The sequence below is a fragment of the Allobosea sp. GW821-FHT10B12 genome (assembly GCF_059415545.1).
The window spans coordinates 857,631-881,175 of record NZ_JBWKNL010000002.1 but is presented as its reverse complement, the minus strand read 5'-3'; the positions used below and the strand labels follow the sequence as shown (position 1 = coordinate 881,175).

Below are 23,545 nucleotides of genomic sequence, written 5' to 3'. Positions count from 1 at the left end.
GAGACATCGATGGTGCGACCGGCCGCCGCGATCGGGCGAGCGTCTCCGGGCCTGCGCGGCTGGCGGCTGCTGGCCGGTGTCGCGACGATCTTGCTCGCCGGCTGCTCGACCATCGAGCCGCTGATCGAGAGTCCGGCGAGCCTCGATGGCGACAGCGCGTCTCTTACGGCGGAGCAGGCCGAGCAGAAGGCCAGGGCGGCCGCGCGTCCGCTCGACAATCCCGGCCTGCGCGCGAGGTATCGCCGGCCGGCCGAATTGCCCGATGGCGCGCGCGCCTCGGCGCCGGTGGTCGCGCTCGGCCAAAAACTCTTCAACAGCACCGAATTGTCGGGCAATCGCCGCATCGCCTGCGTCAGCTGCCATCTGCCGAACGCCGCCTGGGCCGATCGCAAGGCGAAGCCGATCGCCGATAATGGCCGGCCGATGACGCGGCGCTCGCAGACGCTCTACGACATGGCCTGGGCCAGTGCCTTCCTCTGGGACGGCCGCCAGGATTCACTCGCCGGCATGGTCAGCGGGCCGATCGCCTCGCCCGACATCATGGGCCTGTCGCTCGATGCGATGGTGCAGCGCCTCGCCTTCTCGCCGGAGTTCTCGGCTGATTTCCAGCGCGTCTATCCCGATGTCGGCCCGACACCCGAGACGGTCTCTGATGCGCTGGCGGGCTATATGAACACCCTGCGCTCGCCGGCAACCCGCTTCGACCGCTGGGTCAAAGGCGACGAGCGGGCGCTGACCCCGGCGGAATTGCGCGGCTTCAAGCTCTTCAACGGCAAGGCCAATTGCGTCGCCTGCCATTCCGGCTGGCGCTTCACCGACGAAGGCTTCCGCGACATCGGCCTGAAGGACACCGGCGATCGTGGCCGCGGCCGGATCAAGCCGCAGATCGAAAGCCTCGCCTTCGCCTTCAAGACGCCGACCCTGCGTGGCGTCGCCGAGCGCGCGCCCTATATGCACGACGGCTCGATCGGCACCCTCGAAGCGGTGATCGAGCACTACGATCGCGGCGGCGTGCGTCGGCCCAGCCTGTCGCCCGACATGTTCCCGCTCGGGCTGAGTGCGCAGGAGAAGAGCGACCTCGTCGCCTTCATGCGCTCGCTCTCGGGCTCCGCGACATCCGCCCAGACCAATGCCGATCCGGAGGCCAGTATCCAATGAAGCGCTTCCTCATAGTTCTTGCCGCGCTGGCTTGCGCCGGCGCTGTGGTTTCGTCGGTTCAGGCGGCCGAGCTGCGGGTCACCCAGAAGGGTCAGCAGTTCAATCCGCGCGCGCTGACGATCAAGGCCGGCGACGAGGTCGTCTTCGTCAACGACGACACCGGCACGCATAATGTCTTCTCCGAGAGCCCGGCAAACAGCTTCGATCTCAAGGCGCAGCGCCCGGGCGCGAGCACCAGGGTCGCCTTCCCGAAAGCCGGCAAGGTCGAGGTCCGCTGCGCCATCCATCCTGCGATGCGGATGACGATCGAGGTCGAGTGACGAAGGCCGCCGGCGCGTCCGCCCGCGGCTGGCGCGCAACTGTCACATGCCCATGCTCCGATATGCCGTCTCGCTGCGTCCCGGCGAGCGGCACGAGGCCCGAGCGTTGAAAATGACCGTCAAACGCAAGCTTTACGGGCTCGCCGCACTCGGCATCCTGATCGCGGCGATCGTCGCTGCCGCAGCGGTCTATGGCGTCGCGACCATGTCGAGCGCCAGCCATTCGATCTTCAACAACGCTCTGCTCGTCAACAAGAACGTCTCGACCCTGGTCGTATTGTTCGAGCAGAGCCGGACCTTCGTGCGCGGCATCAACGCGAACACCAGCAAGGACGACGTCTCCAGGGCCGATGCGGCCTTCAACGTCATCGACCAGAAGCTCGCCGACACCAGCATCGACGTGTTCCGGTCGATCACCAATGAGGGCGTCCGCGAAGCGGTCACCTCCTTCATCGCCGCGCTCGACCAGTCGCGCCGGGTCGCGACCGAGATCTTCGAGTCCTGGAAGGCCGGCGACGCGGAGAAGGCGGCGCGGCTCTACGAGGAGGACGGCCGCAATGAAGCGGCGATGCGCGACGCGCTCTCGACGCTGACCGCCTTTCTCGACCGGCTCGCCGATCAGGAGCTGAACGCCCTCGAAGAGACGCAGCGCACGACCACGCTCGTCGCCATCGCGGTGGCGGCGGCGGTACCGTTCCTGATCGTCATTGCCTTCCTGGTCGCACGCCAGATCGCGACGCCGATCGCAGCGCTGACCTTCGCGGCGCGTGATGTCGAGCGCCGCAAGTTCGAGCCGCGCTCGATCGAGGCCGTCGCTGGCCAGCGCAACGAGCTCGGCTCGCTCGCGCGCGTCTTCCAGAAGATGGCGGTCGACGTGCAGCGGCGCGAGGAGGAGCTCGAAGGGCTCGTCCACGAGCGCACGCGCGACCTCGAAACCAAGAACGAACTGCTCGAGAAGCAGCACAAGCGGATGGAGACCGAGCTCGACATCGCCCGCTCGCTGCAGGGCGCGATGCTGCCGCAGCGCATGCCGAAGCATCCGAGCTATTCCGGCCGGGCGATCATGCGGCCGGCGCGCGAATTGGGCGGCGACTTCTACGACTTCTTCGTGATCGGCGAGGACGAGATCGGCCTCGTGATCGCCGATGTCTCGGGCAAGGGCGTCCCGGCCGCCTTCTTCATGGCGATCTCGCGCACGGTGCTCCAATCCAGCGCGCGTGAGGGCCGCTCGGCCGGCGATTGCCTGGCCGAGACCAACTCGATTCTGTGCGAGCAGAATCCGCTCGATATGTTCGTCACTGTCTTCTACGGCATTCTCAACCTGCGCACCGGCGAGCTGAGCTACGCCAATGGCGGACACAATCCGCCGATCGTGGTGCGCGAGAGCGGTGAGGTCGCCGAATTGCCGATCACCGGCGGCATCGCCATGGGCATCATGCCCGGCTTCTCCTATGAGCAGGGCAGCCTCAGGCTGGACAAGGGCGACACGCTCTTCCTCTATACCGACGGCATCTCCGAGGCGATGGACACCGAGGGCCGCGAGTTCACGGTCGACCGCCTGGTCGCCTCGCTGAGCGAGAGTCATCGCCACTCGCTCGATATCGTGGTCTCCAACGTCACCGACGCCGTCAGCCGTTTCGTCGGCGATGCCCCGCAGCATGACGACATCACCTATCTGGTCGTCCGCTACAAAGGCCCACCCGAGTCGGTCGAGCTCGAAACGATCAAGCGGGTCGAAGATGCCGGCACCGCATGGGCAATGAAAGCCGTCTAATATTGAGCTGGCTTTGTCTTCGCTGCGTTTAAGTAAGTCATAGCAGCCTGTTGATCGGTTTCGGGTGCCATAGTCGCACGGTCATATCAAAGTCATCGAAGCTTCAATAACGGGCGTCATCAACGTCAGCGGGGCCAGATACACAATGGTCGCCGCTGCGAGCGTCGATGTCAGAGTCCAGTTCCACATTTTTTGATCCGCGGATCGCGAGCGGCGCATCGCCCGTGTCCGAGGCGGCGCCTGCCGGCTCGGAGCCGCGCAGCTCGTCCGAATTCGAGGAGCTGGAGAACGAGGTCCGCAAGCTCGAGACCGACGGCCCGCTCGCGGTGAACTGGCGCGAGGTCGCGCGGCTCTCGACCGCCGTGCTGGAGACGCGCGGCAAGGATCTCCTCGTCGGCGCCTGGCTGGCGCATGCGCTCTGCCGCGAGGAGCGCTATCACGGCCTCGCCGTCGGGCTCGGCATCCTGCGCGGGATGATCGCCGAGCATTGGGACGGCATGCAGCCGCCGGCCGCCCGCGAGCGTGCTCGGGTCGGTGCGCTGGAATGGCTGGTCGGCCGCACCGCCCCGCTCTGCGAAGGCGAAGCCGGAGAGGGTGACTGGCCGGCGGTGCTCTACGCCTATGACACGCTGACCGAGATCGATACGCTCGCCGGCGAGAAATTGCGCAAGGAGCAGGTCGCGCTCGGCGATCTCGTGCGTGCGCTGCGACCGCATCGCGACGCCGCGCGCCGTGCTTTGGCGGACGCGGAGCAGAAGCGACAGCAAGCGGAGGCGGAAGCCGCTGCCCGGGCCGAGCAGGAGGCGCAGGCCACCGCGCGCGCTGCCGAGGCGCCCGCGCCGGCTTCGGCCGCCACGCCTGCACCGCCCGCCCAGACTCAGGCCGCAGCGCCGGCACCGGCTGTGTCGGCAGCGCTCGACCTCTCGACGATCGATACCCTGCCCGAGGCGCTGCGCAGCCTCTCCGCTGGCCTGATCGGCCGCAGCACGGCCGATGCTCGCGCTTACCTGTTGTCGCGCGTCGCTTCCTGGTGGCGGATCCGGCAATTGCCGCCGAACGAGGGCGGCCGCACCGGCGCCATGCCACCGGTGGAGGAGGCGGCTGCCGTTCAGGCGCAGCGCCAGGCCGGCCAGAACCAGGAGGCGCTGAAGGCGCTGAACGAGCTGGTCTGGAGTGCCCCGTTCTGGTTCGAGGGGCACCGCCTCACCGCCGAAATCCTGAAGGGCATGGGCCCCGATCACGCCGACGCGGCCGCTGCGGTCGGGGGGGCGATGAACATGCTGTTCCGCCGCTTCCCCGATCTGATGAATTTCAGCTTTGGCGACGGCAAGCCCTTCGTCGACCCGGCGACCCGCGGCTGGATCGAGGAGAATGGCGGCGGAGGTGGCGCTGCTTCAGGCGACGCCGACGGGCTCGACCGGGCGCTCGGCGAGGCGCGAATGCTGATCGCAGCCGGCAAGGCGCCGGAAGCGGTCGACCTCCTGGCTTCGCTGACCCGCGGCGAGATCGGCGGGCGCAATCGCGTCCTGCGCCAAATCGCCCAGGCGCGTTTCTGCCTCGATGTCGGCCTGATCGCAGCGGCGCTGCCGCTGCTCGACCATCTCGAGAACCTGCTCAAGACGCACGATCTCGAGAACTGGGAGCCGCAGCTCGCCGCTCAGGTGGCGGAGCTGCGCTTTCGGGCACTGACCCACGCCGATGCCGCTCGCCTCGTCGCCGAGGACCGGCGCCGCATCGGCCTCGACGAGACGCGCCAGCGCCTCGTCCGGCTCGACCTTGCAACCGCCGCGCGCCTGTTCCGGTGACCGGCTCCATCTGAAGACCAAGTTTCACCACGCTGGGGAGCACGTCATGTCGAAGGAAGTCTCGGTCGCTCCGAAGGAGCGCGTCAACATCAAGTTCAAGCCCGCAACCGGCAATGTGAAGGAAGAGGTCGAGCTGCCGCTGAAGCTGCTGATGGTCGGCGACTTCACCGGCCGCGCCGACGACCGCCCGGTCGAGGAGCGTGGGCTGGCCGACATCAACAAGGACAATTTCGACGACGTGCTGAAGGGCCATGAGCTCAAGCTCGATGTCGCCGTCGCCAACAAGCTCGACGAAGCCGACGATGCACCTGATGTCCGCGCCTCGCTCTCCTTCAACAAGCTGAAGGATTTCGAGCCGGATGCGGTGGCTCGCCAGGTGCCGGAATTGCGCAAGCTGATGGAGCTGCGCGAGGCGCTGGTCGCGATGAAGGGCCCGCTCGGCAACGTCCCGGCCTTCCGCAAGGCGATCCAGGGCGTGCTCGAGGACGATGCGGCCCGCGAGAAGCTGCTGCGCGAGCTGACCGGCTCCGTCGACGGCAAGACCCCCTGATCAAATCAGCACGACAGGACCCGCAACCATGAGCAATCAGCAACTCGAGGTCGCCCAGGATTCTTCGGTCGTCACGACCGAATTGTCGCTGCTCGACCAGATCCTCGGCGAGACCAAGATCCAGCCGAACGACGAGGGCTACGACGTCGCCCGCCGCGGCGTCGCCGCCTTCATCTCTGAACTGATGCTGCCGGCGCGCAAGGACGAGAAGGTCAACAATGCCGTCATCGACCAGATGATCGCGGCGATCGACGGCAAGCTCTCGGCCCAGCTCGACGAGATCCTGCACGACGAGTCGTTCCAGAAGCTGGAATCGGCCTGGCGCGGGCTGAAATTCGTCGTCGACCGCACCGATTTCCGCCAGAACATCCGCATCGAGCTGCTCAACTGCTCGAAGGACGAGCTCCTCGCCGATTTCGAGGACAGCCCGGAAGTCGTGAAGTCCGGCCTCTACAAGCACATCTACTCGGCCGAGTTCGGCCAGTTCGGCGGCAAGCCCTATGGTGCGGTGATCTCCAATTACGAGTTCTCCGCCGGCCCGCAGGACGTCAAGCTGATGCAGTTCATGTCGAGCGTCGGCGCCATCTCGCATGCGCCGATGATCGCCTCGGCCGGGCCGCAGATGTTCGGCGTCGAAAAGTATGAGGACATCGCCAACCTCAAGGATCTGGAATCGATCTTCGAGGGGCCGCGCTATGCCAAGTGGAACGCCTTCCGCGAGAGCGAGGACGCCCGCTATCTCGGCCTGACGGTGCCGCGCTTCCTGCTGCGCATCCCCTACGGCTCGGACACGGTCCCGGTGAAGGCCTTCAACTATGAGGAGAAGAGCGCTGGCGAGACTGACAACTATCTCTGGGGCAATGCCGCCTACACCTTCGCGACGCGCCTGACCGAGTCCTTCGCGCAGTATCGTTGGTGCCCGAACATCATCGGTCCGCAATCGGGCGGCGCGGTCGAGAACCTGCCGGTCCATAATTTCGAGTCGATGGGCCAGCTCCAGTCCAAGGTCCCGACCGAGGTGCTGGTCACCGACCGGCGCGAATACGAGCTCGCCGAGCAGGGCTTCATCGCGCTGACGATGCGCAAGGGCAGCGACAACGCCGCCTTCTTCTCGGCGAACTCGGTGCAGAAGCCGAAATTCTTCGGCAACACGCCGGAGGCCAAGCAGGCGGAGCTGAACTACAAGCTCGGCACGCAACTGCCCTACATGTTCATGATCAATCGCCTGGCGCACTACATCAAGGTGCTGCAGCGCGAGAACATCGGCTCCTGGAAGAGCCGCGAGGAGCTCCAGGAAGAGCTCGGCAAGTGGATCAGCCAGTATGTCGCCGACCAGGACAATCCCTCGCCGGAGGTCCGGGCGCGCCGGCCGCTGCGCAAGGCCGAGATCCGGGTCGAGGACGTCGAGGGCGAGCCGGGCTGGTACCGCGTCGCCATGTCGGTCGTGCCGCACTTCAAGTACATGGGCGCCGATTTCACGCTCTCGCTGAAGGGCAAGCTCGACAAGCAGTGACGCATCCTGCTCCGCCCCGCCTCCGATCGGAGACGGGGCGGCTGCGATCCATGAGACGCCCGTGGCGAGCCTGTTCGAACGATTGGAAACCGCGCGCGACCCCGGCGCCGGTTCGCCGGATGCAACGCCGGCTCTGAGCCTGTCCGACAGCGTGCTGGCTAATGTCAGGCGCATTCTTAACGCGCGCCAGGGCTGCTGCGAGACTCGGCCGGATTTCGGCATGCCCGATCTCAACGACATCTCGCGCGAGGCGTCCGAGACCATTCCGGCGATCGCGCGGACCGTGAAGGCGCAGCTCGAAACCTTCGAGCCGCGGCTGCGCGAGGTGCTGGTCAAGCCGATGCCGACGGAGGCGCCAGGCGAGTTCGCCTTCTCGGTCAGCGCCGTCCTGATCGATGGCGAGAACGGTGAGGCGATGCGCTTCGACACAGTGCTCGGCAACGACCGCCAGATGCGGCTGCGGAGCTGACGATGTCGCTGAACGCCCATTACGAAGACGAACTCTCCTATCTGCGCGAGCTCGGCCAGGAGTTCGCCCGGGCCAATCCCAAGCTCGCCGGCTTCCTGTCGCGCGAGGCGAGCGACCCGGATGTCGAGCGGCTGCTGGAAGGCTTCGCCTTCACCGTCGCGCGCCTGCGCCAGAAGCTCGAAGACGAGATGCCGGAGCTCGTCGACGGGCTGATCCGGCTGGTCTGGCCGCATTATCTGCGCCCGATCCCGCCGATGAGCGTCGTCGCCTTCGAGGCGGCAGCCGGCGGCGGGCCCGGCGTGACGCGTGTTCCGGCGGGTATCGCTCTGGCCTCGCGTCCGGTCGACGGCGTCTCCTGCCGCTTCCGCACCTGCTATCCGGTCGAGGTGCTGCCGTTCTCGATCACGCGCACCGAGAGCGAGAACCGGCCGACCACGGCGCGCCTCGCACTCACCTTGCAAGCTGCCGGGCGTGGCACGCTGCAGGGCCTGCAAGGCGGGCGCCTGCGGCTGTTCTTCAACACCGAGCGCGAGCCGCAGGTCGGGCGCACGCTCCTGCTCTGGCTGTCGCGCCATCTCCGCTCGATCACCGTGACCAGCGATGCCGGCGAGAGCGTAAACTTGCCCGCGAGCGCGATCCGGCCGGTCGGCTTCGAGGACGGGGAGGGCGTGCTGCCCTATCCCTCGAACGCCTTCATCGGCTTCCGGCATTTGCAGGAATATCTCGCCTTTCCGGCCAAGTTCCTGTTCGTCGACGTCACCGGGCTGGAAGCGCTGGCCGGCTTGTCGGGCAAGGCCGCGACCTTCGCCTTCGAGTTCTCGCGGCCCTTTCCGGATCAGGTCCGGGTGGCGGAGGGCCATGTCCGGCTGAACTGCACGCCGGTGGTCAATCTCTTCGCCCACGAGGCGCATCCCCTGCGCATCGACCGCTCGCGCAGCGAATACCGCATCGTCGCCGGCGGCCGGGCAGGGGCGGCGATCTACGCGATCGACAAGGTCACCGGCTATCTGCAGGGCCGGGCCGAGCGCATCGTCTACGAGCCCTTCGAAGCTTTCCGCCACGATCTGCCCGGCGAGGCCGAGAGCAAGCTATTCTATCGCGAACGCCTGCGTCCGGCCGTGGTCGGCCGCGGCGTCGACCATTACTTGTCCTTCGTCTCGCGGCTGGAGCGGGCCGCGGCCCCGCCGGCCGAGGTGATTTCGATCGGCTTGACCTGCTCGAACGGCGCTCTGGCCGAGCGGCTCCCCGTCGGCGCGATCGACCAGCCGACCTCGGAGACGCCGGCGACTGTCAGCTTCGCCAATGTGATGGGGGTTACGCCGCATACGCCGCCGCCGATCGGCGAGAACCTGCTCTGGCGGCTGATCTCGAACCTCTCGCGCAATTACGGCTCGCTCGTCGATGTCGGGGCGCTGCGGACGTTGATCGCGAGCTACGACTTCCGCGCCGTGCACGATGCGCAGGCGCGTCGCCGACTGGAACTGCTGCTGGAAGGGCTGGAGACCTTCGAGAGCGGCATCGAGGACGGCGTGCTGCGCGGACAGCCTGTCCGCATCCGCAGCATCAGGCTGGCTGTGGCCGAGAGCAAGATCGGCGGCGAGGCCGAGCTCTATCTGTTCGGGGCGGTGCTGGAGCGCTTCTTCGCGGTCTATGCCAGCCTCAACAGCCTGCACCGCTTCGCCATCCAGGGCGCTGAGAGTAAGGTGGAGTACAAATGGACGCCGCGAGCCGGCACGACGAGCGCGACCTGAGCGCCGTCGCGGCGCTCGACGCCGCGACGGTCCAGTTCAACGCCCTCTGCCTTCAGCTGGAAGAAGCTTTCCCGCAGCCGGGCGGCATCGGTTCGTCCGGTTCGCCGCGACGCGAAGCCGTGCGCTTCCGTGCCAATCCGACGCTCGGCTTTCCGGCCGAGGAGGTCGCGGCGATCGAATTGCCCGAGCGCGTCGGCGAGCCCATCGTCGTCACCGCCAATCTTTTCGGTCTGCACGGTCCGTCCTCGCCGCTGCCGCCGGCCTTCACCGAGCGGATCGTCTTCGCCGAGGATGGCGGGGCGCTGCGCGATTTCTCCGACTTCTTCAACCATCGCCTGCTCGGGCTGCTCTTCCGGATCTGGAAGCATTACCGCCACCAGCATCGCTATGAGCCGGGCGCGACCGATCCGATCTCCGGTGCGGTTGCTGCGCTCTTCGGCATGTTCGGCGTCGCGCAGGAGGGCGAACGGCCGGCGCGGACGCTGCTCCTGCCCTATGCCGGCGTGCTGGCGCTACACAGCCGCTCCGCCTCGGTCGTCGCTGGCGTGGTCAGCCATTATTTCGGCGTGCCTTGCGCGATCGAGGAGTTCGTGCCGCGCGAGATCCGCATCCCGGAGGAGGCGCAATGGCGCCTCGGCGCTCCGGGACTGGAATTCGGCATCGATACGGTCGCGGGCGAGAGCATGCGCGATGTCACGGGCAAGTTCCGCCTGCGGCTCGGGCCACTAAGCGCGGCGCAGTGCGACCGATTGCTGCCGGGCGGGCCGGATCACGCCACGCTGACCGAATTGATCCGCCTCTCGATCCGCGAGCCGCTGGACTGGGACATTGCCTTCGTGCTGGCGCCGGGCGAGGCGCGCCCCTTCCAGCTCGGCGTGTCGAGGCTCGGCTGGTCGGGCTGGCTCGATGCCGATCCGGCCGCCCCAGTCGAATTCGTCATCTGAGATCCACTTGCGTCACATGATTGTTGTTCGCCTCGCCCAACCTTGCGCCAGCAGCGCCAAGAGCCGGCCCGACCGGTCGGCGGGGCATGCGTTGATGTGGGGCCGGGGGTAAGATGAGACTGCTGCTGACCGTGCTCGGGCTGCAACGCAGCACGCTCGGCGATCGGTCTACGCATATCTTCGGCGAAGCCGGCGGCACGCTCGGGCGCAGCGCCAGCTGCGACTGGATGCTGCCCGACGAGCGCAACACGCTCTCGGCCCGGCATGCGCGCATCTCGCATAACGGCCGCGGCTTCCTGATCACCGACACCAGCACGAACGGCGTGTATCTCAACGCGGTCGATGCGCCGCTCGGGCGCGAGCAGAGCGCGCCTCTGAGCAATGGCGATACGATCTACCTCGCCGATTACATCATCTCCGTCGCGATCCTGCGTGAGGAGCCGGTACCTGCACCGATGCCGGTCGCGGCAGTATCAACGGCGCCCGTGGCTCCGCTGCCTTCCGCACCTGTTCCGCCGCTGCCAATGCAGCCTATTCCCGTCGCGGCGCCAGCCATCCCGATGGGCCTGGAGCTGGCGGCGCCTGCGCCCGCCAGGCCCGCTTCGATACCGGCGGCGGCTGAGCGCCAGCCAACGCAACTACCGGGCCTGATTCCGGACGATTTCGACTTCAGCGACCTTGCCCCGGCAAGGCCGCAGGGCGCGCCAACGCCGCCCGTCGCGATGCCCGCGCGAGCCGTGCCGTCGTCAGCCCCAGTCATGGCAATGCCTCCCGTCGCGCCAGTCGCACCACAGCCGGCGCCCGCCGCGGCGGTCGATCCGCTCGCTTTGCTGCGCCAGCGCGCCATGGCGCGGGCCGCCTCGATCGATCTGACGCCACAGGAGCCGGGCACACGGCCCTCCGCCCCATCTCGACCGATGGCCGATGTCGCTCTGCCAGGAGCATCGGCGGCTTCGAACTCCGGCGATGCCGCGGCCTTCTGGTCCGGGATCGGGATCGACCCGGCGCGCATCCCGCCGGAGGCGCGCGCGCGTCTGCTGGAAGAGCTTGGCGGCGCGCTGCGCCAGGCGGCGGGCGGGCTCGTCTCGATGCTCTCGGCCCGCAAGTCGATGAAGGACGAGTTCCGCTTGGATCAAACGCGGCTCGCGCCGCAGGAGAACAATCCGTTCAAGTTCTTTTCCCATGGCGACGAAGCGCTGCGCCGGGTCGTGGTCGAAGGCGCGCCCGGCTTCCTGCCGCTCGACATGGCGGTGAAGCAGTGTTTCGCCGACATGCATGCGCATGAGGTCGCGCTCGCCTCGGCGATGCAGACCAGCATCCGCGAGCTGCTCGACCGGTTGGCGCCGGCAAAGCTCGAATCCGAAGCCGAACCCGGTTTGCTCGGCCGCAAGCCGGACCGGAGCCGCCTTTGGGAGCGCTATGCCGAATTGCATGGCGAACTCGCCGGCGATCTCGACCGCACGATCCGCACGCTCGTCTCCGACGAATTGGGGCGCGCTTCCGCCCGCAGGCCGGGGGCGAAGGCGTGAGACCGGTCACACCATCGCTGTTGCTGCCGACCCGCCGGTCGCTGCTTGCGGGCCTTGCGGTCGGCGCCAGCGCGCCGCTCATCGCTGCTTGTTCCTCCGGGCCGCCGGCAGCCAAGACGACCTCGCTCGAATTCGGGATCGAGGCCGATCAGGAGATCAACGTCAACGCGAATGGCGATCCGTCGCCGATCGTGCTGCGCGTCTATGAGCTCAAGACCAAGAACGCCTTCGAGCAGGCGAGCTTCTTCGAACTGCTCGACAGCGACTCGGCCAAGCTGGGCGCCGATCTCGTCTCCAAGCGCGAACTCGAGGTCAAGCCGGGAGAGAAGAGCTCCTTCAAGCGCGAGTCGCCGGCCGAAGCCAAGCATATCGGCGTGATCGCCGGCTTTCGCCAGATCGAGGTCGCGCAATGGCGCTCGCTGGTCGACATCGTGCCGGACCGCGACAACGCCTTCCTGATCACCGTGCGTGCCCTGGCCGTGAGAATTGAGCTGCAGCGCGCCTCCCGCAATTTCGGCCTGATCTGAGGTCGCCCATGCCGGCCTTCGCCCCGTCCGCAGAACTCTTCCGGAGCCGCCCTCGATGACGCTGGTGAGCAAACCGCTCTGGTCCGAGGGCATGCTGATCCGCCCGCAGCACTTCCAGCAATATGATCGCTGGATCGAGCACGTGGTCGAAGGGCGCGCCATTGCGCTCGCTGCCTTCGCATGGGGCCTGCGCAAGCTGACGCTCGGGGCTGAATTGCTGCCGCTCGGCCGCATCGTCGTCCAGTCCGTCGCTGCCGTGATGCCCGACGGGACAGTGATCGACACGGCCGGCGGCATCGCGATCGAGGCACGGGCGGTTCCCCCCAACACCAAGAATGCGCTGGTGAAGCTCGCCGTGGCGCTACGCCCGCTAGACGGCGCCGAGATCGGCGACGGCGGCCGAAGCCGGCGCTATGAGGCGGCCGAGCAGGCGGTGCGCGACGTGACCGCCCCGGACCGCGCCTCGGTCAGCCTCAGGGTCGGGCGGCTCTCGGCGCGGCTTCTGCTTGAAGGGGAAGCCGAGGACGATCTCGTCACACTGCCGATCGCGCGGATCCGCGAGGTCGATGCGACCGGAGCCGTGCTGCTCGACGAGAACTACGTTCCGCCCTGCCTCGACTTCCAGGCCTCGCAGCGCCTCGTCCGCATCGTCAGCGAAATCCGCTCGCTGCTGCGCAGCCGGGCGGAGGCGCTCGCCGGGCAATCCGCCGCCGGTCCGGCCGCGGCGGAGAGCGGTGGGCTCGTCGATCTCGTTGTGCTGTCGATCGTCAATGGCCAGGAGGCCGTCTTCGACCATTTCGCGGCGACGCCCGGCTTGCATCCCGAGCAGGTCTATCGCGCGGCTCTGGCGCTCGCCGGCCAGCTCTCGACTTTCTCGGTCTCGCGCCGGCGCAGCGCCGATTTCCCGGCCTACGATCATCTCGATCTCGATGCCTCGTTCGGGCTGGTGCTCGACCAGCTCCGTCAGCTCCTGGCGGTGGTGATCGAACGCAATGCGATCGCGTTGCCCTTGCAGGATCGCGGCTACGGTATCCGCCTCTCGACGATCAGTGATCGCACCCTGTTCCAGGATGCCCGCTTCGTCCTGATCGCGCTGGCGAGCGTGCCGACCGAGACGCTGCGCAGCCAATTGCCGATCTCGATGAAGATCGGCTCGGTCGAGCAGATCCGCGATCTCGTCAACCTGCAGCTGCCCGGCATCCCGCTGACGGCGCTGCCGGTGGCGCCGCGCGAACTGCCCTTCCTGCAGGGCGGCGTCTATTTCGAGCTCGACCAGAGCGTCGAGCTCTGGCGCAATCTGACGCGCTCGGCCGCCTTCGCCCTGCATGTCAGCGGCGACCATCCCGATCTGCGTCTCGAATTCTGGGCCATTCGCGGGAAGCGCGCGTGAGCAGCGATCACAGCTTCGATCCGCCGACCGTCGTCGGGCACAGGCCGGTCGGCCTGGCGCAGCCGCGGCCGGCCGGACCGGCGCTCCACGACCCGCCGACGACGCCGTTCGCGCCGCCGCGGCAGCCTGTTGCGCCCCCGACCTTCGCTCCGCCACCCGCAGCGCGAGCGAGCGGGTTCACATCATCCTCACCCGCTCCGTCGCTCATCCCGCGGTCTGAACCACCAAAGCCACACGCACGGCGCAGCGCATCAGCTGCGACGCGCGAGGCTCCTCCAGCAGCATTGCAGGCCAGTACCGGCATCGCCGACGGCTCCGATGCGCTGGTCGCCGCCGCCAACCCGTTGCTGGCGCTGGTGGCGCAACTGCGTGACGCCGTCGACTTCGCCGATGTCGCGCAATTGCGCAGCGAGGTGATCGAGCAGATCCACAAATTCGAGGAGGCGGCGGTCAGGAACGGCGCGGCCGCCGGTGATGTCCAGGCCGCGCGCTATGTGCTGTGCTCGCTGATCGACGAGACGGTGATGACGACGCCCTGGGGCGCCGCCAGCGACTGGAGCACCAGCTCACTGCTCAACCGCTTCCACAATGAGACCTGGGGCGGCGAGAAGGTCTTCGCCATCCTCGACCGGGTGAAGACCGATCCGCGCAAGAACATCGCCTTGCTCAAGCTGATCGATTTCGTCCTGCTGCTCGGCTTCGAGGGCATGCATCGCGTGCTCGACAATGGCCGCGAGCGGCTCGCCGATCTGCGCGACGAGGTCGGCCAGCTCGTCGGTCGCAATCTGCCGCCACCACCCTCGGAACTCTCCGCGCACTGGCAGGGCGTCGGCGCCGAGAAGGCGCTGCGGAGCTTCTTTCCGCTCTGGATCGTCTTCGCTGCCGCCGGCTTCCTGCTGGTGACGATGTACAGCTTCCATCGCTACCGCCTTGCGGTCGAGGTCGCGCCGGTCGTCGAGCGCATGCAGGCACTCCAGAACACGATCGCCTCCGGGGTGGTGCGGCCATGATCCGCTCCTATCTGCTCGGCTTCCTGTCGTTGCGCGGGCTCGTCACCGTCTTCGGCGTGGTCGCGCTCTGTGTGGTGATCTGGGCCGGCGGACCCTATCTCTCGCTCTTCGGCTGGGCGCCGCTGGTCTCGGTGGAGGCGCGCACGAGCGCGATCATCCTGTTGCTCGCCGGGCTGATCGGCGTCTCGCTGCTGCGCCTCTATCTGGCGCGGCGCGCCAACGCCCGGATGATCAAGTCGCTGCTCGACACCGGCGGGCTCGCGGCCATGGCCGATTCCGGCGGGACCGACGAGATCGAGATCATCCGCGAGCGCTTCGAGGGGGCGCTGACGACCCTCAAGGAGACGATCTTCGCCGGGCGCAAGGGCGATGCCTATCTGTTTGAACTGCCCTGGTACGTCATCATCGGCCCGCCCGGCTCCGGCAAGACGACGATCCTGAAGAATTCCGGGCTCGACTTCCCACTGGCGCGCACGCTCGGGGCCGATCCCGTCGCCGGGCTGGGCGGTACCCGCCATTGCGACTGGTGGTTCACCGATCAAGGCGTGCTGATCGACACCGCCGGCCGCTACACCACCCATGAGTCGAATGCCGCTGTCGACGGGGCGGCCTGGCGCGGCTTCCTCGATTTGCTCAAGACCCATCGCGGACGCCGGCCGCTCAACGGCGTCATCCTGGCGATCAGCCTGTCCGACATCCTCCTGCAGAACGAGGTCGAGCGTAAGCGCCATGTCGCGGCATTGCGCGCCCGCCTGCAGGAACTGACCAAGACCTTCGGCGTCGAGCTGCCGACCTATCTCTTGATCACCAAATGCGACCTGATCCCGGGGTTCTCCGAGTTCTTCGACGGGCTGAACGAGACCGGGCGCGCGCAGGTCTGGGGCATGACCTTTCCGCCCGACGCCAATCTGGCGACGCGTCTGACCGAGCTGCTCGACCAGAACCTGCGCGAGCTCGCCGAGCGGCTCGACCAGGTCATGCGCGAGCGCGCCCATGCCGAACGCGGCCTCAACCGGCGCGGGCGCATCTATCTCTTCCCGAAGGAGTTCGCCGGGCTCCGGAAGGACCTTGCGAGCTTCGTCCACGAGATCTTCAAGCAGAGCAAGTTCGAGACGCAGTCGCGCTTGCGCGGCGTCTACTTCACCAGCGGCACGCAGGAAGGCACGCCGATCGACCGCGTGCTCGCGGCGTTCGGGCGCAGCTTCGGCCTGACCAGCGCCCAGCGCGCGCCGTTCTCGGGGCAGGGCAAGGCCTTCTTCGTCAACCGGTTGCTGACCGATGTGGTGTTCGAGGAGCAGGGGCTGGTCGGGGTCGACCGCAAGCTCGAGCGCAGCCTCGTGCGGGCCCAGAACATCGGCTACGCCGTGGCGGCGGCGCTGGTGATCGGCCTCGGCGTGCTCTGGTGGGGCGCTGCGAGCCGCAGCCAGGCGAGGATAGCCGCCACCAACCAGGCGCTCGTGCCAGTCGAGACGCGGCTGGCGGCCGTGCCGGCGCGGGCAACGCCGGCGACGCTGCTGCCGGTGCTGCAGGCGGCCGACGAGGTGCGCGAAGCGAGCGGGCAGGGCGGCATCTTCGGCTGGCTCGACGGTTTCGGGTTGAGTGCCACGCCCTCGCTCGCGCCGGCGGCGGCGGAACTGCGCGAGCGCCTCATCGTCGGCCGGCTCTACCCGGCCTTCGCGACGCGGCTATCGGAGCGACTGACCGGCCTCTCGCAGATCGGCGCTGAGAATGAAGCTGTGCGCAATCTGTTGCGCAGCTATCTGATGCTGAGCGACACTGAGCGTTTCGACCGCAGCGTCATCCAGCGCGCCGCACGTGAGGAGGCGCAGCTCGCCTTCCCGGTCGACCAGATCCGGGCGGCCGAGCTCGGACGGCATTTTGACGAACTCGTCGCCCTGCTGCCGCAGCCGCTGCCGACCGACCGGCGCATCATCGACGCGACCCGGGCGCGGCTGATGCGGACGCCGCGCAGCGAGCAGGTCTATGCCCGGTTGCTGCGCGAGGCCTCGCAGAACTCGCGCCTGCGCTCGATCGATCTCTCCACTGCGATCGGTGCCGGCGTGCTCGATTTCGGTCTCGGCCGCACTGGCAACAACGCGGTCTCGGTCATCCCCGCCGCTTTTACCCGCGAAGGCTTCTACGATTTCGTGCTGCCGCGATTGCCGATCCTGATCCGCGAGGAACTCGGGATCGATTGGGTCACCGGCGGCGAAGCGGCCGGCTCGGGCGTGGTCCAGACCGGCACCCGCGAGGTGATGGACCGCTATGTCGCGGACTACATCCGTTCCTGGCAGGGCGCGATCACGGCGGCACGGCTCGTGCCCTTCGCCGAAACCCAGCAGGCGCTCTCGGCCGTGCAGGCGTTGGCCGCCGCCAACTCGCCGCTCGAACGGTTGATCGGCATCGTCCGCACCAACACCGAATTGCCCTTGCCCGGCGATTCCCAGCCAGGAGCCCCGGCTGGGACGACCGCTGCTATGCCCGGACCGGCCGGCACGGCGGCCGGTGGACTCATCGCCGCGGCGGCGAGCAGTGCGGCGAACGCCGCCGCCACCGCCGCGCTCGGGGAGGGGCCCTGGCCCGGCGCGACGATCGCGGCGCCGTTCCGTCCGCTGGTCGAGCTGGTTGCAGCGCCGGGCGGCGCGCAGCCGCCGATGGGGCGTATCCGCGAATTGTTCAGCGGCGCCTATGGCGCGCTCAGCAACGTCTCGAACGCGCCCGATCCGCGCCAGGCGGCCTATCAGGCTGTCGCCCGGCGCGGCAATTCCGGCGCGGACGCGCTCGGCCAGCTGCGGGCGGATTCGGCGCTGCGGCCGGAGCCGGTGCGCGGCATCATGCGGGCGGTGGCGAGCCTCAGCGCCTCCTCGGTGGTTGGCGACTCCCTCGATTACGTCAACCAGGCCTGGCGCCGGGACGTGCTGCCACAATGCCAGGCGGCGCTCGACCAGCGCTATCCGCTCTTCGCCAGCGCCAAAGACGAGGTCTCGCTGCGCGATTTCAGCGACATGTTCCGGCCCGGCGGCCTGCTCGACGAGTTCTTCCAGAAGCATCTCGCGCCCTTCGTCACGGAGCAGCGCAACGGCTACGCGCCGATCACTGTCGACGGCGCGGCGCTGCCGCTGAAGCGCGAGGCGCTGGCGCAGTTCTACCGGGCGCGGGCGATCCGCAACGCCTTCTTCGCCGGATCGGGCTCCGCGCCCTCGCTGAAGTTCAGCCTGCGGCCGAGCTTCCTCGATCCAAAACTGCTGCGTGCGACGCTGGCGCTCGACGGCAAGGACATCGTCTACCGCCATGAGGCGCAGCGCGCCTACGATCTGGAATGGCCGACCAAGACCGATGCCAGCACGGTCGCGGTCACGCTGACCGACCTCAACGGCAAGGACACCCGCGTCGAGCGCACCGGCGCCTGGGCGCTGCTGCGCATGGTCGATGCCGCCTCGCTCGCAGCGCGCGGCGGGGCCGACCAGTTCAGCATCACCGTGACCGGCGATGAGAACGCCCGCGTCGTCTACCAGCTGCGGGCGGCGAGCGTGAACAACCCGTTCAATCTCGGCGCCCTGCGCGCCTTCCGCTGCCCGGATTCGCTGTGAGCGAAGCGCCGGCCTTCGGCCTGTTCGGCAAGGTGCCCTGGGCCGGCGATTTCGTGCAGCACGGGCTGCCCGGCCGCTTCGTCTCGCCATGGGAAGCCTGGCTGCTGGCAATGCTGACCGCAAGCCGCCAGGCGCTTAGTGCGCGCTGGGACGATGCCTATCTGCTCAGCCCGCCCTGGCGCTTTAGGCTCGCGCCTGGCCTGATCGGCGCCGGCGGCTGGATCGGCGTTTTCGCCAGCTCGGTCGACCGCGTCCGGCGCCACTACCCGCTGACGCTGGCGCTCGAGCTTCCGGTGGAAGATGGCGCCGGTTTCGCTGCGAGCGAGGGCCTGCTCGATCTGTTCGAGGTCGTGGTGCTCGACCTGATCGCGACCGAGCGTTCGCTGCCCGACGCGCTCGTCAACCTGCGCCGCCGGCTCGACACCCAGCGCGCTGCGGCCAGCCTCTGGATCGGGCCGGGCAGCGGCCGGCTCGTGGTCGACAGCGAAGCGGAGCGCCTGTCGCTCGGTGCCGCCGACAGCCCGGCGCAGGACGGGGCCAGCCATTGGTGGCACGGCCGCTGGAATGCACGGCCGGCGACGGCACTGCGCTGCGAAGGGCTTCCTGACCCCACCGCCTGCGCCGGCTTCTTCTCCGGCGACTGGTCGCGTCATGGCTGGCGCGCCGCGAGCACGCGGCAAGGCGCATGAGCCTCGTGGGAGAAGTCTGGGAGGTTTCGGTCGCGACGCGGCAGGGCCCGCGCCATGACGTCAACCAGGACAGCTATGCAGCCTTGCCGGAAGCGGGGCTGTTCGCTGTCGCCGACGGTATGGGCGGCCATGCCGATGGCGAGCTCGCCAGCCAATCGATCACCCGGATGCTCGCTGCCGTCTCGGAGCCGCAGGCGGCGCTGACCATGCGCGTCGCACTGGCCGAGGAGGGGATAACGGCGATCAACGATGCGCTGCGCGAGCATGCGGCGCGTTCGGCCGAGGGCGACATCGTCGGCTCGACCGTGGTGGTGGCGCTCGTCGGCGAGGGCATGCTCGTCTGCCTCTGGGCCGGCGACAGCCGCGTCTATCGCCGGCGCGACGACGCTCTCGCCCAGCTGACCGAGGATCATGTGCTCGGGCATGGGCCCGGTGCTGGCCATGTCCTGACCCGAGCGGTCGGCTCGGCCGCCTATCTGCCGATCGCGCGCTGCGTGACGCCGACGCTGCCCGGCGACACGCTGCTCCTGTGCAGCGACGGCCTCAACAAGGCGCTCGCCGATGCCGAGATCGGCGACTTGCTGGCGCAGCCGCTGGCGGGCCTCGCCGAGCGGCTCGTCGCCCGTGCCGTCGCCAATGGCGGCCGCGACGACATCACCGCCGTGATCGCGAGGCGGCTGTGAAGGTCCGGCGCAGACGGCGTCGGCGCGCGGCCGAAGCGCGCGAGGCGCAAGCCGCGACCTTGCCTGCGGCCTCGCCGCCACAATCAGCCGAACGGGCGCTGCCGGCTCCGCTCGGCACGCTGCTGCGCGGCCGCTTTGAGCTGATCGAGGTGGTCGGGCGCGGCGGCATGAGCACCGTCTACCGGGCAGTCGACCATGTCCGCCGGCGGGCGCGGGCGCTCGATCCCGAGGTCGCGCTCAAGGTCACCGATATCGGCGACGGCTATCATGACGATGCCGCGACCCTGCTGCATCGCGAGGGCCGGCGGCTGCTGGCGATGCGCCATCCCAATGTCGTCAAGGTGCATGATTTTGACCGCGAGGGGCCGCTGCACTTCCTCGTCATGGAATTGCTGCGTGGCAAGACGCTGGCGCAGGTGCTGCAGGAGCGCGAGGGCAGGGCGCTCGAGCGCCGGCTGGCTCTGCGCATCGTCACCGAGCTCGGCGCCGGGCTCGCCGCCGTGCACGCCGCCGACATGGTCCATGGCGATTTGAAGCCGGGCAATGTCTTCATCACCCAGGACGGCCATGTGAAGCTGATCGATTTCGGCACGGCGCAGCCCTTGCTGCCGCCCGATCACCGCCCGTCCGAAGACGAGACCGGCTTCTTCCTCAAGCGGCTGCGTGCGGTCACGCCGGCCTATGCCTCGCCCGCAGCGCTCGCCGGGCAAGCGCCCGACCCGCGCGACGACATCTTCTCCTTCGCCGTGCTGACCTATGTGATGGTCGCCGGAAAGCATCCTTTCGACGGTCGTTCGGCCGCGGCGGCGATGGCGGAAGGGCTCATCCCGGCCTCGCCGCCCGGCTTTCGCGGCGGCCGCTGGGTCGCGCTGCGGCGCGGCTTCGATTGGGAGGCAGGGACGCGCCCGGGCAGCGCCATCGATTTCGCCGGGCGCATCCTGCGGCCGCGGCTTTCGGACCACCGCCGCGCCTTGCTCGGTCAGGCTCAAAGCCTGCTCGAACGCCTCAACCGTCGTAAACCTGTCAACGCCCCGCCCTAGCGTCACCTCGTTCCCCTTACCGGACGCGACGTGCCATGCTCGACCGACCCGCCAGTCACGACACCACGATCGCGCTCAGCCTCGCCAGCGGGGGCATCAAGGACGGCCTGCATGTCGAGCGGGTCACCGGCCGCGAGGCGATCTCGGAGCCTTACGCCTACCGGGTGGCGTTCCGCTCGGACAAGGCGATCAGTCCTGAGGACGTCGTCGGCGAGCGGGCCAAGCTGACGCTGAACACCGAAGCCGGCGAGCTCGCGGTGCACGGCGTCGTCGTCGAGTTCGCCGCCGACGATCCGCTCGGCGACCAGGGCCATCTCTACGCCCTGGTGATCGCGCCGCGCCTCAGGATGCTCGAGCTCAGCCGCCAGAACCAGGTCTATGGCTCGACCAGCAAGGTCTCGGTCAAGGACATCATCCAGAAGGAGCTCGAGGGCTCGCTGGCGGCCAATCACGGCCACATCACCATCGAGCACGAGCTCAACCTCGCCGCGAGCTACCGCGAGCGCGAGTTCATCGTGCAGTACAACGAAACCGATCTTTCCTTCCTGTCGCGCTGGTGCGAGGGCAACGGCATCTTCTATTTCTTCAAGCAGGGCGATGATGGCGAGACCGCGGTGTTCGGCGACAGCAATGTCGCCTTCATCGAGGCAAAATCGCTGCCTTACCGCCATGGCCATGACGCGATCACCACCTCCCAGGCGGCGGTGACCTCGTTCGGCTTCGTCGCCCGGCCGGTGACGAAATCGGTGGTGCTGCGCGAGTACAATCCGGAGAAGCCGGCACTGCTGCTGCGCGCCCGCGCCGAGGTCGAAGGCGGCAAGACCGGCACCATCATCGAATACGGCCAGCACTTCCTCGAACCTGACGAGGGCGACCAGCTCGCCAAGGTCCGGGCCGAGGAGATCGCCTGCCGGGCCAAGGTCTTCCGTGGCGTCAGCAATGCGCCGCAGCTGCGGCCGGGCATGTTCTTCAGCCTGAGCGGGCATCCTTCGCTCGACGACCGCTATCTCGTCATCTCGGTCGAGCACGAGGTCTCGACGCCGGCTCCGGTCGGCTATGGCACCGGCGAAGCCGTTGCCGGCGCGCCCTATGCCAACCGCTTCGAGGCGATCCCGCTCTCCGTGCCGTTCCGGCCCGAGCGGCGCACGCCGCGGCCAATGGCGGCCGGGCTGTTCAACGCCTTCGTCGACGGCGAGGCCGACGGCACGCGCGCCGAGGTCGATACCCAGGGGCGCTACAAGGTGCGCCTGCGCTATGACGAAGGGGACAGCGCCGAGGGCAAGGCGAGCGAGTTCCTGCGCAAGGCCGAGCCCTATGCCGGCCCGTCCGACACCGGCATGCATTTCCCGCTGCTGAAGGGCACCGAGGTCATCCTCAGCTGCGTCAACGGCGACATCGACCGGCCTATCATCGTCGGCGCCGTCCCGAACCCGCTGACCCCGAATGTCGTCTCCAAGCGCAATCGCACGCTTAACCGCTTCCGCTCGCCGTCAGGCACGCTGTTCGAGATGAACGACGGCTCGGCGAGCTGAGCGTCGGGCCGTTTCCTGCGATGATCTGGCAAGCACCGACCCGCGAACTCGATCCGCTCGCCGCGCTCGTTCACGAGGCGGTGCGCACCCAGGTTTTCCCCGGCGAGGCGTTCGGCTTCCATCTCGTCACCGTGCCGGGCGAGAGCTGGCGCGAGGCTATGCTGCCGGATGGCCGGCCGGTGCGGATCAGGCTGTCGGCGAGCCCGGCTGCACAAACAGAGCGCGAGCGCCGCGCCTGCGCCGGCATCCATGTCAGCGGCGAGCTTGTCGCCGGCGACATGGGCTATCGCGTTAGTGCCGATCTCGTCGTCGATCTGGTGACGCGCGCCGTCCTCGCCTGCGACAGCCGGCTGGAAGCCGTGGGGCGCACGAGCGCCTAGAGCCGCAGCCCGGCTGAATTCACTACCCTTTTGTCCAAATCTGGTCGCCACAGCGCTGCATCGCGCCGCGTTGCTGCGCTGTGGCGAGCATCGCGGGCTTCCCATCGGCAGTGGCGGGCCGATCGCGGTGAGCGCGCACCTGCGCAGTTAGCCGAATGCGCGCAGGAAACTGCGCAGTCACGTCAGTGACGCAAACGAGTTTATACAAATCTTCTCAAGTGGATAGGCGATTTTTGTCGCCTGGTACGGCCCTTGCCGAGCTGAGGCGCCGGCTCAAGCCGGAGCAACGAATTTCCAGGGAAGAGAACAATGGCACTCGACGCCTACATGACCATCAAGGGCCAGAAGCAGGGGGACATCTCCAGCGAGGCCAGCACCATCAAGAGCGCCGGCGCCGGCGCCAAATACGACAAGCACGGCAACGAGATCACCGTGCTCGCCTTCACCAGCGGGGTGATCAACCCGCGCGATCCGAAGTCGGGCTTCACCTCCGGCGCCCGCGTCCACCAGCCGGTCACCTTCACCAAGCTGATGGACCGCTCCTCGCCGCTGCTCTGGCAGGCGCTGGCCAAGGGCGAGACGCTGACCGAGATCGTCTGCAAGTTCTACCGTCCGGACACCGCCGGCCTCGGCGAGCCCGAGGAGTTCTTCGAGTTCAAATGGGAAAACGCCAAGCTTTGCGAAGGCAAGTCCTATCTGCCGCTGACTGTCGCCCAGGCGAACGACCATCTGCGCCCGATGGAAGACTGGTCCTTCACCTATGAGAAGGTGACCTGGAAGCACACCAAGGCCTCGACCGAGGGTGAGGATTCCTGGCAGTCCGCCTGATCAGGCGAATTCGGCCGCCGCGCAGCCTCTGCGCGGCGGCTTTTGCAACGCTACGGTGACGTA

Annotated in this window: 20 protein-coding genes; all 20 read left to right on the top strand. The window is 68.1% G+C overall.

The window, feature by feature from the left end; translation table 11 throughout:
* Window positions 1–9 precede the first annotated feature (9 nt).
* The 20 genes from AC07O0_RS09450 to AC07O0_RS09355 all read left to right on the top strand — a co-directional run bounded on the left by AC07O0_RS09450 (window position 10) and on the right by AC07O0_RS09355 (window position 23,482).
* Window positions 10–1,158, top strand: coding sequence for a cytochrome-c peroxidase (locus tag AC07O0_RS09450; RefSeq protein ID WP_494622241.1), 1,149 nt, complete (start codon window positions 10–12; stop codon window positions 1,156–1,158).
* Window positions 1,155–1,478 carry a cupredoxin domain-containing protein gene (locus tag AC07O0_RS09445; protein WP_494622239.1) on the top strand — a complete coding sequence of 108 codons (324 nt, stop codon included), beginning with the start codon at window positions 1,155–1,157 and terminating at the stop codon, window positions 1,476–1,478. The genes AC07O0_RS09450 and AC07O0_RS09445 overlap by 4 nt, the downstream gene beginning before the upstream one ends.
* Before the next feature lie 112 nt (window positions 1,479–1,590).
* Window positions 1,591–3,252 (top strand): SpoIIE family protein phosphatase, encoded by a 1,662-nt coding sequence (locus AC07O0_RS09440; protein ID WP_494622237.1) that lies wholly within the window; start codon window positions 1,591–1,593, stop codon window positions 3,250–3,252.
* Window positions 3,253–3,419: 167 nt separating this feature from the next.
* Window positions 3,420–5,057 (top strand): type VI secretion system protein TssA, encoded by a 1,638-nt coding sequence (gene tssA, locus AC07O0_RS09435; RefSeq protein ID WP_494622235.1) that lies wholly within the window; start codon window positions 3,420–3,422, stop codon window positions 5,055–5,057.
* 46 nt (window positions 5,058–5,103) lie between these two features.
* The gene (gene tssB / locus AC07O0_RS09430; RefSeq protein ID WP_494622233.1) at window positions 5,104–5,607 is read left to right on the top strand and encodes a type VI secretion system contractile sheath small subunit; all 504 of its coding nucleotides are present in this window, start codon (window positions 5,104–5,106) and stop codon (window positions 5,605–5,607) included.
* A gap of 28 nt (window positions 5,608–5,635) precedes the next feature.
* Window positions 5,636–7,120 (top strand): type VI secretion system contractile sheath large subunit, encoded by a 1,485-nt coding sequence (tssC, locus tag AC07O0_RS09425; protein WP_494622231.1) that lies wholly within the window; start codon window positions 5,636–5,638, stop codon window positions 7,118–7,120.
* Between the two features lie 61 nt (window positions 7,121–7,181).
* The gene (gene tssE / locus AC07O0_RS09420) at window positions 7,182–7,589 is read left to right on the top strand and encodes a type VI secretion system baseplate subunit TssE (protein ID WP_494622229.1); all 408 of its coding nucleotides are present in this window, start codon (window positions 7,182–7,184) and stop codon (window positions 7,587–7,589) included.
* A 2-nt stretch (window positions 7,590–7,591) separates the two neighbouring features.
* Complete coding sequence (gene tssF, locus AC07O0_RS09415; protein ID WP_494622227.1) at window positions 7,592–9,340, top strand: type VI secretion system baseplate subunit TssF; 1,749 nt, start codon at window positions 7,592–7,594, stop codon at window positions 9,338–9,340.
* Window positions 9,304–10,284 (top strand): type VI secretion system baseplate subunit TssG, encoded by a 981-nt coding sequence (gene tssG / locus AC07O0_RS09410; protein ID WP_494622225.1) that lies wholly within the window; start codon window positions 9,304–9,306, stop codon window positions 10,282–10,284. The genes tssF and tssG overlap by 37 nt, the downstream gene beginning before the upstream one ends.
* 113 nt (window positions 10,285–10,397) lie before the next feature.
* Window positions 10,398–11,813 carry a type VI secretion system-associated FHA domain protein TagH gene (gene tagH, locus AC07O0_RS09405; protein ID WP_494622223.1) on the top strand — a complete coding sequence of 472 codons (1,416 nt, stop codon included), beginning with the start codon at window positions 10,398–10,400 and terminating at the stop codon, window positions 11,811–11,813.
* The gene (gene tssJ, locus AC07O0_RS09400; protein WP_494622221.1) at window positions 11,810–12,340 is read left to right on the top strand and encodes a type VI secretion system lipoprotein TssJ; all 531 of its coding nucleotides are present in this window, start codon (window positions 11,810–11,812) and stop codon (window positions 12,338–12,340) included. The genes tagH and tssJ overlap by 4 nt, the downstream gene beginning before the upstream one ends.
* 55 nt (window positions 12,341–12,395) lie before the next feature.
* The gene (gene tssK / locus AC07O0_RS09395) at window positions 12,396–13,730 is read left to right on the top strand and encodes a type VI secretion system baseplate subunit TssK (RefSeq protein WP_494622219.1); all 1,335 of its coding nucleotides are present in this window, start codon (window positions 12,396–12,398) and stop codon (window positions 13,728–13,730) included.
* Window positions 13,731–14,014: 284 nt separating this feature from the next.
* A complete protein-coding gene (gene icmH / locus AC07O0_RS09390) occupies window positions 14,015–14,740 on the top strand; it encodes a type IVB secretion system protein IcmH/DotU (protein ID WP_494622217.1) in 726 nt (241 codons plus the stop codon).
* Complete coding sequence (tssM, locus tag AC07O0_RS09385) at window positions 14,737–18,330, top strand: type VI secretion system membrane subunit TssM (protein WP_494622215.1); 3,594 nt, start codon at window positions 14,737–14,739, stop codon at window positions 18,328–18,330. Before icmH ends, tssM begins: the two co-directional genes overlap by 4 nt.
* On the top strand, window positions 18,327–19,019 hold the full coding sequence (gene tagF / locus AC07O0_RS09380; RefSeq protein ID WP_494622213.1) for a type VI secretion system-associated protein TagF: 693 nt from the start codon (window positions 18,327–18,329) through the stop codon (window positions 19,017–19,019). The genes tssM and tagF overlap by 4 nt, the downstream gene beginning before the upstream one ends.
* Window positions 19,016–19,702, top strand: a complete 687-nt coding sequence (locus AC07O0_RS09375) for a PP2C family protein-serine/threonine phosphatase (protein ID WP_494622211.1) — start codon at window positions 19,016–19,018, stop codon at window positions 19,700–19,702. The genes tagF and AC07O0_RS09375 overlap by 4 nt, the downstream gene beginning before the upstream one ends.
* Window positions 19,699–20,742, top strand: coding sequence for a serine/threonine-protein kinase (locus AC07O0_RS09370; protein ID WP_494622209.1), 1,044 nt, complete (start codon window positions 19,699–19,701; stop codon window positions 20,740–20,742). Before AC07O0_RS09375 ends, AC07O0_RS09370 begins: the two co-directional genes overlap by 4 nt.
* Window positions 20,743–20,777: 35 nt before the next feature.
* Window positions 20,778–22,274, top strand: coding sequence for a type VI secretion system Vgr family protein (locus AC07O0_RS09365; RefSeq protein ID WP_494622207.1), 1,497 nt, complete (start codon window positions 20,778–20,780; stop codon window positions 22,272–22,274).
* A gap of 20 nt (window positions 22,275–22,294) precedes the next feature.
* Window positions 22,295–22,654 (top strand): hypothetical protein, encoded by a 360-nt coding sequence (locus AC07O0_RS09360; protein WP_494622205.1) that lies wholly within the window; start codon window positions 22,295–22,297, stop codon window positions 22,652–22,654.
* Between the two features lie 309 nt (window positions 22,655–22,963).
* Window positions 22,964–23,482, top strand: a complete 519-nt coding sequence (locus AC07O0_RS09355; protein ID WP_494622203.1) for an Hcp family type VI secretion system effector — start codon at window positions 22,964–22,966, stop codon at window positions 23,480–23,482.
* Window positions 23,483–23,545 lie beyond the last annotated feature (63 nt).